8 protein-coding genes are annotated in these 14288 nt (G+C 68.3%); 6 read left to right on the top strand and 2 right to left on the bottom strand.

Annotation, left to right across the window (positions count from 1 at the left end; genetic code table 11):
* The first annotated feature begins 27 nt into the window (after positions 1-27).
* The gene (locus G4D87_RS05075) at positions 28-4695 is read left to right on the top strand and encodes a MupA/Atu3671 family FMN-dependent luciferase-like monooxygenase (RefSeq protein WP_163779511.1); all 4668 of its coding nucleotides are present in this window, start codon (positions 28-30) and stop codon (positions 4693-4695) included.
* A gap of 81 nt (positions 4696-4776) precedes the next feature.
* Positions 4777-6630 carry an RICIN domain-containing protein gene (locus tag G4D87_RS05070; RefSeq protein ID WP_163779509.1) on the top strand — a complete coding sequence of 618 codons (1854 nt, stop codon included), beginning with the start codon at positions 4777-4779 and terminating at the stop codon, positions 6628-6630.
* A gap of 69 nt (positions 6631-6699) precedes the next feature.
* On the opposite strand, the gene G4D87_RS05065 is transcribed toward G4D87_RS05070, so the two are convergent.
* On the bottom strand, positions 6700-7563 hold the full coding sequence (locus tag G4D87_RS05065; protein WP_163779507.1) for a LysR family transcriptional regulator: 864 nt from the start codon (positions 7561-7563) through the stop codon (positions 6700-6702).
* 125 nt (positions 7564-7688) lie between these two features.
* Here G4D87_RS05065 and G4D87_RS05060 point away from each other — a divergent pair, with 125 nt between their 5' ends.
* Both G4D87_RS05060 and G4D87_RS05055 read left to right on the top strand, forming a co-directional pair.
* Positions 7689-8309 carry a hypothetical protein gene (locus tag G4D87_RS05060; RefSeq protein ID WP_163779505.1) on the top strand — a complete coding sequence of 207 codons (621 nt, stop codon included), beginning with the start codon at positions 7689-7691 and terminating at the stop codon, positions 8307-8309.
* Between the two features lie 176 nt (positions 8310-8485).
* Positions 8486-9961 carry an MAC/perforin domain-containing protein gene (locus G4D87_RS05055; protein WP_240358021.1) on the top strand — a complete coding sequence of 492 codons (1476 nt, stop codon included), beginning with the start codon at positions 8486-8488 and terminating at the stop codon, positions 9959-9961.
* 59 nt (positions 9962-10020) lie between these two features.
* Here the strand turns inward: G4D87_RS05055 and G4D87_RS05050 are convergent, their stop codons facing one another.
* On the bottom strand, positions 10021-12270 hold the full coding sequence (locus G4D87_RS05050) for an ATP-binding cassette domain-containing protein (protein WP_163779502.1): 2250 nt from the start codon (positions 12268-12270) through the stop codon (positions 10021-10023).
* 134 nt (positions 12271-12404) lie between these two features.
* Between G4D87_RS05050 and G4D87_RS05045 the strand changes: the two genes are divergently transcribed.
* Together G4D87_RS05045 and G4D87_RS05040 are read left to right on the top strand one after the other, a co-directional pair.
* Positions 12405-13184 (top strand): TetR/AcrR family transcriptional regulator, encoded by a 780-nt coding sequence (locus G4D87_RS05045; protein ID WP_163779500.1) that lies wholly within the window; start codon positions 12405-12407, stop codon positions 13182-13184.
* Between the two features lie 247 nt (positions 13185-13431).
* Positions 13432-14277 carry an HpcH/HpaI aldolase/citrate lyase family protein gene (locus G4D87_RS05040; RefSeq protein ID WP_163779498.1) on the top strand — a complete coding sequence of 282 codons (846 nt, stop codon included), beginning with the start codon at positions 13432-13434 and terminating at the stop codon, positions 14275-14277.
* Positions 14278-14288 lie beyond the last annotated feature (11 nt).

Genomic DNA, 14288 nt, shown 5'->3' with positions numbered 1-14288 from the left:
GAATTGCTGCACCACAGGAGGTACTGAATGAGCGCGGCTCCGGAGTCGCCCAGTTGTTTCATCATCGGCGAGGGCACCCTCGTCGTCCCCTGCGCGCAGGCGCTCACCGAGCGCGGCGTCCGGATTCTCGGGCTCGTCACGCGCGAGCCCGCGCTCCAGCAGTGGGCGGAGGCGCAGGGCGTGCCGCACGTGCCGCCCGGCGAGCAGGTGCTGCCCTTCCTGTCCCAGGCGCCCTTCGACTGGCTCTTCAGCATCGTCAACCTGAGCCTGGTGAAGGACGAAGTCCTGCGCCTGCCCCGGCGCATGGCCATCAACTTCCATGACGGCCCGCTGCCCCGCTACGCCGGCCTCAACGTCACCTCGTGGGCGCTGCTGAACCGCGAGCCCCAGCACGGCGTCACCTGGCACGAGATGACGAAGGGCGCGGACGAGGGCCGCATCCTCAAGCAGCGCCTCTTCGACATCGCGCCCGGCGAGACGGCCTTCAGCCTCAACGCCCGCTGCTACACGCTGGGCATGGAGACCTTCGCGGAGCTCGCGGAGGAGCTGGTCGCGGGCACGTCCGAGGCGAAGGCGCAGGACTTCGCGCAGCGCAGCTACTTCGGCCTCGCGCAGCGTCCGGAGGCCGCGGGCGTCCTCGACCTGCACGGCGACGTGGACGTGGCGCACGCGCTGGTGTCGGCGCTCGACTACGGCGGCTACCCCAACCCGCTGTCCTTCGCGAAGGTGTGGCTGGGCAATGGCCCTGTCGCCCTCTCCGAGGCCCGCCGCGCCGAGCCAGCCTCCGAGGCCGCCCCGGGCACGGTGCTCGACATCGAGGGTGACGCGCTGACGGTGGCGCTCCAAGGAGGAGACCTCACGCTGAAGGGCCCCAAGGGCCTGTGCGGCGCGCCGCTGTCGTGGGCCGATGTGCTCGGCGCGCGCATGCTCGCCAGGGGTGACCTCCTCCCCGCGGCCTCGCCAGAGCTGCGCGCCCGGTTGACCGAGGTGGGCACGCAGGCGGGCAAGGCGGAGTCGTTCTTCCTCCGTCGCCTGGAGACGCTCGCGCCACCGGACCTGTCCTTCCTGGGCGGCAGCTCCAAGGACGTGGGGACGCACACGCTGAAGTTCGAGGCCAGCGACCTTGCCCCGGACTGGGCCACCGACCTGCCTCCCGACGAGCGGCTGCTCTTCACCGCAGTGGCCTTCCTGGCGCGCCTGTCTCCCGAGCCCCGCTTCGACGTCGGCTACGCGGATGCGTCCACGCGCGCCCGCATCGAAGGCGTGGAGGGCTTCTTCGCCTCGCAGCTCCCGCTGCGCATCGAGCTGCCGATGAAGGACGCGCCGGAGCAGGCCGCGGGCGCCTTCCGCAAGGCGCTGGCGCAGCTGCGCGACAAGGGCGTGCTCGCCCGGGACGCACTGGGCCGCTCCGCCCAGCTCTCCAACCTCCAGCGGCACGCGGGTGAAGTGGCGTATCCCGTCGCGCTGCGCCTCGGCGCGACGAACCCCACCGTGGGGGGCGCGGCGCTCGTCATCGACGTGGACGCCCAGGGCCGCCACGCCCACCTGCACTTCGATGCCACGCGCGTGGACCAGGCCCGCGTGGACGACGTGGCGCGGCAGCTCACCGCGTTCCTCGCCTCGCTCCGGGACGCGCCGGGCAAGGCGGTGGGCGAGCATGACCTGCTGGGCGCGGAGGAGCGCCAGCTGCTGGCTCGCTGGAACGACACGCGGCGGGACTTCCCCCGCGACGCCACCCTGGCCTCGCTCTTCCAAGCCCAGGCGCTGCGCACGCCGGACGACACCGCCCTCATCTGCCGGGGCGCCTCGCTGACGTACCGCGAGCTGGACACGCGCGCCGAGGTGCTCGCGCGGCACCTGCGCGGCGCGGGCGTGGGCCGCGACGTGCGCGTGGGCATCTTCATGGAGCGCTCGCTGGAGATGATGGTGGGCGTGCTGGCCACGCACAAAGCGGGCGGCTGCTACGTGCCGTTGGACCCGGCCTATCCCGCCGAGCGCATCGCCTTCATGGTGGAGGACGCGGGCTGCCACCTGGTGCTCACCCAGGAGCGGCTGCTGTCGCGCGTGCCGTCCGCGGCGAAGGCCGTGCTCGCGGTGGACCAGCAGTGGGAGCGCATCGCCGCCGCGCCGGAGGCCCAGACGCCGCCGGCCACGCCGGACAGCCTGGCCTACGTCATCTACACCTCCGGCAGCACGGGCAAGCCCAAGGGGGTGATGATTGAGCACCGCAACGTCGTGAACTTCGGCGTCGGCATGGACGAGCGCCTGGGCACGGAGCGCGGCACCTGGCTGGCGGTGACGAGCCTCAACTTCGACATCTCCGTGCTGGAGCTGCTCTGGACGCTCACGCGCGGCTTCACGGTGGTGCTGCACGCGGAGCGACACGACGCGGCGCAGGCCGGCAAGCACGCCTCGCGCGCCATGGCGTTCAGCCTCTTCTACTTCTCCAGCGACGAAGGCGAGCGCCCCGAGGGCCGCTACGACCTGCTCATGGAGAGCGCGCGCTTCGCGGATACGAACGGCTTCTGCGCCGTGTGGACGCCGGAGCGCCACTTCCACGCGTTCGGCGGGCTCTTCCCCAACCCGGCCGTGACGTCCGCCGCGCTGGCGGCGGTGACGCGCAACGTGCAGCTTCGCGCCGGCAGCCTCGTGTCGCCGCTGCACCCCACGCTGCGCATCGCCGAGGACTGGTCCGTGGTGGACAACATCTCCCACGGCCGCGTGGGCATCTCCTTCGCCGCGGGCTGGCAGCCCAACGACTTCGCGCTGCGGCCAGAGTCCTTCCCGGACCGCAAGCGCATCATGTTCCAGCAGATTGAAGACGTGCGCCGGCTGTGGCGCGGCGAGGCGCTGGAGACGAAGAGCGGCACGGGCCACACCGTGAAGCTGCGCACCCTGCCCCGCCCGGTGCAGAAGGAGCTGCCCATCTGGGTCACCACCGCGGGCAACCCGGAGACGTTCGAGGAAGCGGCGCGCGCGGGCTGCCACGTCCTCACCCACCTGCTGGGCCAGTCGGTGGAAGAGGTGGCGCAGAAGATTGCCCTCTACCGGGAGACGTGGGCCAAGGCCGGCCACCCCGGCAAGGGCACCGTGTCGCTGATGCTGCACACCTTCGTCGGCGACTCCGAGGCCTCCGTGAAGGAGGTCGTCCGCGAGCCGATGAAGTCGTACCTCAAGTCGTCAGTGGGCCTCATCAAGGAGGCGGCCTGGAGCTTCCCCGCCTTCAAGGCGCAGACGACGCTGGCCAACGGCAACTTCGGCACCGACCACCTGTCCGCCGAGGAGCTGGACGCGCTGCTCGACTTCTCCTTCGAGCGGTACTTCCAGTCGTCGGGCCTGTTCGGCGGCGTGGATGCGTGCGTCGCGACGGTGGACCGGCTCAAGGGCCTGGACGTGGATGAGATTGCCTGCCTCGTGGACTTCGGTGTGCCCACGGAGCTGGTGATGAAGCACCTGCCGCTGCTCGCCGAGGTGCGCCAGCGCGCCAACGCGGGCGTGAGCCAGCCGGGCGCCGAGCCGGAGCTCGACGGCTCCATCCCCGCGCTGCTGGAGCGCCACGCCGTGACGCACCTCCAGTGCACGCCGTCCCAGGCCAGCATGCTGCTGGCCGAGGAGCGCTCGCGCGAGGGCCTCAAGCGGCTGAAGAAGATGATGGTGGGCGGCGAGGCCTTCCCCGTCCCGCTGGCGCGCCAGCTCTCCGAGACGGTGGCCGGTGACGTCATCAACATGTACGGCCCCACCGAGACGACCATCTGGTCCTCCACCCACCCGGTGAAGAACGTGGGAGAAGGCGTCCCCATCGGCACGCCCATCGCGAACACGCAGCTCTACATCCTGGACGCGCAGCAGCGTCCGCTGCCCATTGGCGCGGCGGGGGAGCTGTACATCGGCGGCGCGGGCGTGGTGCGCGGCTACCACCACCGTCCGGAGCTGGACCGCGAGCGCTTCGTGCCGGACCCGTTCTCCTCGCAGCCGGGCGCACGGATGTACCGCACCGGAGATGCCGCGCGGTGGCGGCAGGACGGCCTGGTGGAGTTCATCGGCCGCCTGGACCACCAGGTGAAGGTGCGCGGCTTCCGCATCGAGCTGGGTGAAATCGAGTCCCGGCTGGGCGAACACCCGGCGGTGCGGGAGACCGTCGTCATCGTCCGCGAGGACCTCCCTGGCGACAAGCGGCTGGTGGCCTACCTCATCGCGAAGCCGGGTGAGCCGCCCGCGGCGGACGCGCTGCGCGAGTTCCTGCGCACGCGCCTGCCCGAGTACATGGTGCCGCAGGCCTTCGTGACGCTGAGCACCTTCCCGCAGACGCCGAACAAGAAGGTGGACCGCAAGGCCCTGCCGCCCCCGGAGCAGGCGCAGGCGCGCGGGGAGCTGGTCCGGCCGGAAGGCGAGACGGAGGCGCTCATCGCCAGCATCTGGCAGGACGTGCTCAAACTCGACAAGGTCGGCGTGGAGGACAAGTTCGTCGACCTGGGCGGCCACTCGCTGCTGATGGTGCAGGTGCTGGAGAAGCTCAAGGCCCAGGTGGAGAAGCCCCTCACGCTGGTGGACCTCTTCCGCTACCCCACCATCCGCACCCTCTCCGGCTTCCTGTCGGGCGACAGCGGCGAGGAAGAGGCGCTCAAGGAAGTCGCGGCGCGCGGCGAGGCCCGGGCCGCGGCTCGCCGGGCGATGCAGCAGCGCCGCCGCCGGTAGCCCTTCACCCCCGCAAGACTTGCACTCCAGGAATAACCTGCAATTAAGAGCAGGCCGTTTCCACGATTCCTGGAGTGCCTCATGCGTTTCAAAGCCTTGCTGTGTACCGCGCTCTGCGCCGCCCCTGCCCTGGCCGCCGACGAGTCCGTCCAGGTCTGGTTGACGACGACGTCGGGGAGCGCGCTGGTGAAGCGACTCAACGCCGAGCCGAACCAGCGCTTCGGCCCCGACACCGGGGCGGTGACGGCCATCGACGTCAACCCGGCGCTCACCTACCAGCGCATCGACGGGTTTGGTGGCGCGCTCACGGATGCGTCGGCGTGGCTCATCTTCAACTCGCCCCATCGCAACGCCATCATGAATGACTTGTTCAGCGTGAGCGCTGGCACGGGGCAGAGCATGCTGCGCCTGCCGATGGGCTCATCGGACTTCGCGCGCAATCACTACAGTTACGACGACACCTGCTGTGACTTGAATGACTTCTCCGTCGCGCACGACACGCCGTACATCATCCCCCTCCTCCAGCAGGCGCGGCAGCTCAACCCGGAGCTGAAAATCATCGCGGTGCCGTGGAGCGCTCCGGCCTGGATGAAGTTCAACAACTCGCTGCTGGGTGGTGGCTATCTCCGCAACGACGCCTACGGCCTGTACGCCAGCTACTTCGTGCGGTTCCTGCAGGCGTACAACACGGCGGGCGTGCCCATCCACGCGGTGAGCATCCAGAACGAGCCGCACAACGCGAATCCCAGCTACGCGACGATGCAGATGGAGTCGAACGACCAGTCCAACTTCGCGGCCCACCACCTGCGCCCGGCGATGAACTCGGCGGGCTTCGGCGCGGTGAAGATCATCGCGTGGGACCACAACTGGTACGACCACGGTGGTCCCGCTGGCTATCCGCTCGAAGTCATGAGCTTCAACAACGGCCAGGCCCAGTCCGCCGTCGCGGGCGTCGCCTACCACTGCTACGAGAGCCCCGACGGCGGCTACAGCGTCCAGAGCACCTTCCAGAACGCCTATCCCAACAAAGAGGTCCACTTCACGGAGTGCACTGGCGGCGCCTGGTCGACGAACGCCGCGGGGAACCTGGAGTGGGCGCTCCAGAACAACCTCTTCGGGCCTTTGCGCCACCACGCGCGCAGCTCGCTGTACTGGAACCTCGCGTTGGACCCGAGCCATGGTCCTCGCGTGGGTGGCTGCCCGGACTGCCGGGGCATGCTCACCGTGAACAACGGCGCGGGCACCTATACGCGCAACGAGGAGTTCTATGCCTGGGGGCACCTGGCCAAGGTGGTGCGTGGCGGCGCGGTGCGCATTGGCGCCACGACGCTGGGCAACAACGAGCTCGAAACGGTGGCCTTCCGCAACCCGGACGGCTCGCTGGCATTGATTGCGCTCAACTCCAATGACGGTGCCTCGCGGACCTTCAAGGTGCGGTGGGGCGGCCAGTCCTTCACGTACACCCTGCCCGCGCGCTCGGTCGCGTCGTTCAAGTGGGGCGGCAGCTCCGCGACCGCGTACCGGATGGTGAACAAGCACACCGGGAAGTGCGTGGACATCGCCGGGCCCGCCGCGGCGGACGGCACCGCCATCCACCAGTGGGCCTGCCACGCCGGCGCCAGCCAGCAGTGGACGATGGAGCCCACCGACAATGGCTACGTGCGCTTCGTGTCTCGCTACAGCGGCAAGATGCTCGACGTGACGGGCGCAAGCACCGCGGATGGCGCCCTCGCGCAGCAGTGGTCGTGGGCCGGTGGCGCCAACCAGCAGTTCCGGCCTGTCTCCACGGGCAGCGGCTGGCAACGACTGGAGGCGCGTCACAGCGGCAAGGTGCTCGACGTGGCGGACTGCTGGACCGCTGGTGACGGCGCACGCATCCAACAATGGATCTGGGCGAACAACGACTGCCAGCAATTCCGGCTGGAGCCGATGTAGCGCCAGTCATCCGCTGGCCCCCCCGCGCCGCCAGGACGTCCAGGTCCTCCGCAAGCCCTTGCTGATGACTCACGCCCGTCCAAGCGTCTCCATCAAATACGCCTTGAGCGCCTGGACACGCGGCGGGACGGGCTTGCCGGGCCGTGAGACGAGGAAGAGCGGCGCGTCGCGGAGGGCCACCTCCGGCAGGACGCGCACCAGCGCCCCCACGGCCACGTCCCGCGCCGCGAGAAAGGTGGGCAGCAAGGCCACGCCACCTCCCGCCCGCGCCACATCCAGCAGGAAGCCAAAATCGGAACACGCCAGGGAGGCGGCGCGAGGCGGCTGCCCCGACCCCGTCCAGAACGGGCGCTTGCCCCTGGGAGGAGCGGGCCACAGGCCCTCATGGCGCGCGAGCTCCGTCGGTGACGCAGGCTGCCCCCTGCGCTCCAGATAGCGAGGCGACGCGAAGAAACCCGCCTCCAGGTCCATCAACTTTCGCGCGACGAAGGTCCCCGAGCCGGGCCTGCCCACCCGCAGGGCCAGGTCCATGCCCTCCCCCAGCAGGTCCACCACGTCGTACGTCAGCACCACGCGCACCCGCACCGACGGGAAGCGAAGCCGGAACCCCGCCAGGACGGGCGCCAGCAGCGCGCGCCCCACGTCCGGCGGCGCGGTGAGGGTGACTTCTCCGCTGGGACCCTGTGGCGACCGTGCCACCACGTCCCTGAGCCCCGAGAGCAGCGGCGCCACCTGGCTCAACAAGGACTGCCCCTCCGCCGTCAGCCGCACCATTCGCGTCGTCCGTGAAAGCAACGTCGCGCCGAAGCTGGCCTCCAGCGCCCGCAGCGCGCGGCTGACCTTCGACTTGTCGAGCCCCAAGCGCACAGCCGCCTTCGTGAAGCTCTGCGTCTCCGCGACGGCCTGGAAGATGGCGAGGTGGTTCAGGTCCATTGTTGCGTTTCTACAACAGTGTTTCTGACGCGTGCTGGATTGTTGTCCGGGCAGCTCACGAGCACTGTGCCCAGCGAGCCTTCCGCTCACGGGCGCATCCGGCGCCTTGCTCCCACGAGAAGACGATGACGCCTCCAGGACTGAAGTGGCTGTGGCTGTGCTGCCTGCTGGTCGCGGGCTGCGGCACCGCGCGCACCAGCGCATTACCCATGGAGGCCACGCCGGGACCTGCGCCCGTGCTCACCCTCGTCTGGGTCGGCAGGGGCGAAGCGGAGCGCCTGGAAGACGGAGCGTGGAAGCGGGTTCCGGAGTTCGACTACGACTTCACCGTCGAGCAACGCCGCTATGCCCACCACTGGGAGTCGGTGAAGAGCCTTCGCCGCCGCCACCCGGACTACGACGGCAGCGCGGGCCCTCGCGAGCAGACGATGTTCTTCCGGCTGGAATACACCGCTCCGGGAGAAGACGGCCGCGTCGCCAGCACCATCCGCTCGTCCCTGGGCGAAGGCACGGGCCACACCGACGTTGAGTTCCGGCGCGCCGTCCTGGTGATGCGTCCAGACCTCAGCCGCTTCGCGCCCTTCGACCGCTATCGCATTACACAGACGTATGCCTACGAGCGCGGCGCGCTGAAAGAGACTGTCATGCTGCTGGACGGCGAGACGCCCTGGGTGCGGAACAAGGAGAAGGCGGCCCTCTTCGCCCCCCACACCTTCAGCGCCGCGCCCACCTCCGCCGCGCGTTAGCGGGCCCAGCGGCAGCCCCCCTTTGAGGCGAGGGCACTTTCTGCTCCAGGACAATCCCTGCTCAACAACACAGGCACCCAGACATTCACACCCATTTCACCTCGGCCCGTGGTTCCGTCGCGCCCGGCACCACCTCCAGGAATGCCCACCCCCACCTCACCCAGGGAGTTCCGCGCATGGCCGAACCAATGCAGATCGACTTCAACAAGTTCGAGGGAACGGTTCCCTACAAGAACGTCGACTTCCTTGGCAGGTGCTACGACATCATCCGAATCAACCCGCTGGACCTGAGCCAGCGCATCCGGGACGGCGGAGGCGCCACCACGGAGAGCATCATCCAGATTGCCCCGGAGTCCTGCACCCAGCTCACCCCGGACAAGAGCCTCTACATCCCCGAAGGGACACGCTACCTCCCGGAGTCCCGGGGCGAGCGGACCTCCCGCACGCAGACCTGGTTCTCCTCCTTCGACTTCTCGCAGTCCTTCGAGCACACCGTCAGCGCGGGCCTGGACATCCCGCTGCTGGTGTCGTTCAGCGCCAGCCTCACCTACCGCCAGCTCGAGAAGACGAGTGGCTCGAACGAAACCATTGAGACCTTCGTCCAGAGCTTCTTCGAGGACTGCTCGCTTCAGCTCAACGACGACTTCACCAGCAAGTTGCCACTGAGCAGCCGGTTCACCGGCGAGGTGGCGAAGCTCACGTCGGAAGCCGCCTGCGCCGCGTTCATCAAGACGTTCGGGACGCACTACGCCCGGGAGGTCACCTTCGGCGGGAGGATGTACCAGCGCATCCACATCTCCGCCCAGGAGTACTCCAAGCTCGTGGAGCGCGGCGTCGACATCTCGACCGCCGCGTCGGCCACCTTCAAGGGCGCCACCGCCAACACGGGGAGCAGCACCTCCACGTCCTCCAGCTCCGCCTTCAAGCAGTCCAGCGGGCTGACCATCGACAGCGTCCAGTGGGTGGGCGGCACGCCCAGCACGGACTTCAATGAGTGGGTGAAGAGCATCCGGCAGGACCCCAAGCCGCTCCAGCTCGACTTGAAGCCGCTGTACGAGCTCTTCACGTCCGACTACTTCCCCAAGGACTCGGACATCCAGACAAAGAAGAACTGGATGATGCAGGCCGTCGACAAGCACATCCGGACCGAGGGCTTCACCCGCCCCGACGTCTCCGCGCTCGCGAACAAGGAGTTCTACTTCCGCAGCCGCTGGCGTGCCGACCCCGGCGAGAAGCGCGTCAACATGTCCCTGGGCTTCTACGGGGAGGACGTGAAGCTGTACCCGGAGGACAACACGAACGACCTCGTCCCCTGGAAGCTGATTCCCGTGCCCGGAAAGGCAGACGAGTACTACATCCGCAGCCGCTGGCGCGCGGACCTGGGCGATAGGCGGCTGGACTACCACCTGTCCTTCTACGACGACGCGCTCAAGCTCTACCACCGGGACAACGTGGCGGACCTCGTCCCGTGGAAGTTCATCCCCGTGCCGGGCAAGATGGATGAGTTCTACATCCGCAGCCGCTGGCACGCCGAGAAGGGCGACCGCCGCACGGACAAGTCGCTCGCCTTCTACGGCGACGAGGGCAGGCTCTACCCCAAGGACGACTATTACAACCTCGTTCCCTGGAAGTTGGAGCCTGTGAAGGACTGAGTCGCGCGCATCAACTGGAGCGGCGCGAGAAGTCTCGCGCCGCTCCGGCGGGCCCGCCGCTACGCCTTGCCTCGACGGGCCATGTGCTGCCCGGTCAACGAACCCTTGTGTGAGGCGAGCTTCCCAGGAAGCCCCTCGAAGACGACCCGGCCGCCCTCATGCCCGGCCCCGGGCCCCAGGTCGATGACCCAGTCCGCGCGCGAGACGACGTCGAGGTTGTGCTCGATGACGATGACGGTCGACCCGGCCTCCACCAGCCGGTCGAACAAGCCAATCAACGTGTCCACGTCGTTCATGTGCAGGCCCGTGGTGGGCTCGTCGAGCACGTAGATATTCCCCGAGCGGCCCAGCTCGGCGGCGAGCTTCAGCCGCTGCCGCTCACCGCCCGACAGCGTCGACAGCGGCTGCCCCAGCGTGAGGTAGCCGAGCCCGACGTCATCCAGGCCCTGGAGAATCTTGGCGATCGCCGGCTCGGTGAAGAAGGCCACCGCGTCACTGATGGCCATCTCGTAGACGTCGCTGATGGACTTGCCGCGCAGCCGGTGCGCCAGCACCTCCTCGGTGAAGCGCTTGCCCTCGCACGTCTCGCAGACGGTCACCATCGGGTCCAGGTGCGCCAGGTCCGTGTAGATGACGCCCAATCCGCTGCAGTCCGGGCAGGCCCCCTTCGAGTTGGCGGAGAACAGCGCGGCGTCCACCTTGTTCGCCTTGGCGAAGGCCTTGCGGACGTTGTCGAGGATGCCGGTATACGTGGCGGTGTTGGAGCGGCGCGAGCCCCGGGCCAGGTTCTGGTCGATGATGAGGGTCTCCGGGTACGCCTTGGGCAGACAGCCCTGAATCAGCGACGACTTCCCCGAGCCCGCCACGCCCGTCACCACCGTGAGCACGCCCCGCGGAATCGAAACGGACAGGTCCTGGAGGTTGTTGAGCCGGGCGCCCTTGATTTGAAGCTGCCCTGTGGGCTTTCGAGGCGTGGTCTTCAGCGGCTGGTGCTTCTTCATGTGGTTGCCCGTGAGGGTGCCCGAGGTCAACAGCCCCTCGTAGGTCCCCTCGAAGACAACCTGTCCACCCTTGCTCCCAGCCTTGGGCCCCATGTCGACCACATGGTCCGCAATGGCAATCATGTCCGGCTTGTGCTCGACGATGAGCACGGTGTTGCCCTTGTCGCGGAGCTGCTGCATCAGGCCCGCGAGCCGGCCCACGTCGTGCGGGTGGAGCCCCACGCTGGGCTCATCGAAGATGTACGTCACATCGGTGAGACTGGAGCCCAGGTGCCGCACCATCTTCACCCGCTGGCTCTCTCCACCTGACAGCGTCGAGCTCTCACGGTCGAGGCTGAGGTACCCCAGGCCAATGGTCACCAGGTTGTCGAGCCGGTGGGCCAGGGCCTCCAGCATGGGCCCCACGGAGGGCGCGGCAATCTTCCGGACGAACGCCGCCAGGTCAGACACCTGCATCGCGGAGCACTCCGCGATGTTCTTCCCCTGGATGCGGCTGCCGAGCGCGGCCTGGTTGAGCCGCCCACCCTTGCAGGAGGGACAGGTGGCCCGGGTGAAGATGCGCTCGTATTCGGCGCGGACGTGCGGCTGGACTGTCTCAGGGTCCTTGGAGCCCAGCGTCCGGCGCAGCTTGGGGACCAGGCCCTCGTAGGTGAGGTTCATCTTGTCGACCTTGATCTTCCGGCCGTCGTCCAGGTGGAGGAGCTTCTCCAGCTCCTCCTTCGTGTACCTGGACAGCTTCTTGTCGACGTCGAAGTAGCCGGAGCGCGCGTAGATGGCCCAGTACCAACTGTCCACCGCGTAGTCCCTGGGCAGGATGGCGCCCTCATTGAGGGACTTGGACTTGTCGATGACGGCGTCCATGTCCATGGACGCGACCTGGCCAATGCCCTCGCACTCGGAGCAGAGCCCCCGGGGGTCGTTGTAGGAATAGAGCCCCGGGCTGCCCAGGTGCGGCTCGGCGAGGCGGGAGAAGACCACGCGGAGCATCTGCGCGGCGTCCGTGACGGTGGCGACCGTCGAGCGAGAGTTCCCGCCCAGCCGCTGCTGGTCCACGATGATGGCGGCGGAGATGTTCTCCAGGCTCTCCGCGTCCGGCTGGCCGTAGTGCGGCATGAACTGCTGCACGAAGGCCGGATACGTCTCATTGATGAGCCGCTGACTCTCCGCCGCGATGGTGCCGAACACGAGGGACGACTTGCCCGAACCCGAGACGCCCGTGAAGACGGTGATCTTCCGCTTGGGGATGTCGAGCGAGACATTCCTCAAGTTGTTCTCTCGCGCCCCGCGAATCTTGATGGAGCCGTACATGATTGGCTTCTCCTTGGAGTGACGCCCTGCCCGCAAATCGCTCGACAACTTTTCAGTCGCCCTGTAACTTCGTACAGCACACGAGGTTTAGCACAACAACCCCGTACACTGTAAATAGTTATCCCGAGGCACGGATGAGCGACGAGATTTCCGGACGGGGTGACCCGTTGAAGTCACTGCAGTTGCTGTGGGGGCGGACGGAGGCGCCGAAGCGCGGCCCGAAGGCGAAGGCCAGCGTCGCGGAGCTGGTGTCCGTGGCCGTCGCCATCGCGGACGCCGAGGGGCTCGAGGCGGTCAGCACGCGCCGCGTCGCGGAGGCGGTGGGCATCTCCCCCATGTCGTTCTACACGCACATCCCCGGCAAGGCGGAGCTGCTGGACTTGATGATGGATGCCGTGTCCGGCGAAATCCTGAAGGACCGGCCTGTCTTCAAGCCCGCTGACTGGCGCGCCAACCTGACGCGGGTGGCGACGGACTACCGCGACTTCTACCTGGCCCACCCGTGGGTGATTCCGCTCGCGACGCACCGGACCGTGCTGGGTCCGAACACCTTCCGCTCGGCCGACATCGCCTTGAGTGCGATTGAGGGCCTGGGGCTCACGGACCTCGACATGGACCGGACCCTCACCCTGGTCCTCGACTACGTCCACGGCGCGGTCCGCAACGCGGCCCGGGAGAAGCGGGTCAAGGACCTGACCGGCATGACGGACGAGGAGTGGTGGTACCGCGTCGCGCCCTTCCTCGAGACGGTCGACTTCACGCCCTACCCTGTCCTGTCTCGCGTCGGGAAGGCCGCGGGAGAGACCTACGGGGCGCACGACCCCAAGGGCGCGTTTGCCTTCGGCCTCGAGCGCGTGCTCGATGGGCTGGCCGCGTTCATCGACGGCAAGGCACCTGGCAAGCCGCGGCGCTGAGCGGCCAGGGCAACACGCGCACGCGTAGAGACATAGAAATACGTCTCTAAATATCAAAAGACATATCAAGACATAGCACGACCTCCCGGGCACCCTGTCGCAATTGATTGCCCATTTCCTTGACGGAGCGGAGCGACAGGAGTACCCAGACAATCACTGACTCTTCGCGCATCGAGCGAGCCCTCCGTGTTTCACGGATGGCGCCGTCACGGGTGCGCGCGGTGCAGGCCCTACCCCCGGAGGCGTGATGAAGTTCACCCGGTATTGCCGCTCCATCCTGTTCACTCCAGCGCTCGCGGTGGACCGTTTCGCGCGGGGGCAGCAAGCCGGCGCGGACATCAGCCTGGTGGACCTGGAGGACTCCGTGGCCGCCAGCCACAAGGACGCGGCGCGGCAGCACGCGGAGGCGTTCTTCACCGCGCCACGCGGCCCCAGCCGCCGGGCCATCCGCATCAACACCGTCACCCGGCCCGAGGGCCTCCGTGACGTGCTCGCCCTGCGCAACTACGCCGTCAAACCCGACGTCGTCCTGGTGCCGAAGGTCGAATCCCCCAGGGACCTGGAGATCGTCGAGCAGGTGCTCGGCGCGAGCTGCGCGCAGGTGGACCTGCTCGCCCTGGTGGAGACGCCTCGCGGCGTGGAGAACGTCCACGCCATCGCCAGCGCGACCCCGCGGTTGAAGGCGCTCGTGTTCGGCTCGGCGGACTTCTCCTTCAGCATCGGCGCGTCCCTGTCCTGGGAGTCCTTGCACTACGCGCGCTCCCGGCTCGTCACCGCGGCGCGCGCCGCCAACGTGCAGGTCGTCGACTCGCCGCTGTTCGACATGGCGGACATGGAGGGACTGCGCCGGGAGTGCCAGTTGGCCCGGAGCATGGGCTTCAGCGGCAAGGCCGCCGTCCACCCGCGACAGGTGGAGGTCATCAACCAGGCCTTCTCCCCGGACGAGAACACGCTGCGCAAGGCGCGGAAGATCGTCACGGAGAGCCAGGCCCGCGACTTCAACATCTGCGTGGTCGAGGGAACCATGGTCGGTGCCCCGTTCGTCGAGGCGGCGAAGCGCACGCTCGAGGAGTTCGGCCCCCAGGAGGGCTGAAGCCCCCGCGC

The sequence above is a fragment of the Myxococcus vastator genome (genome assembly GCF_010894475.1).
GTDB lineage: Bacteria > Myxococcota > Myxococcia > Myxococcales > Myxococcaceae > Myxococcus > Myxococcus vastator.
Note: the sequence above shows the minus strand (reverse complement) of the source record. Positions and strands in the feature narration are given on the sequence as shown.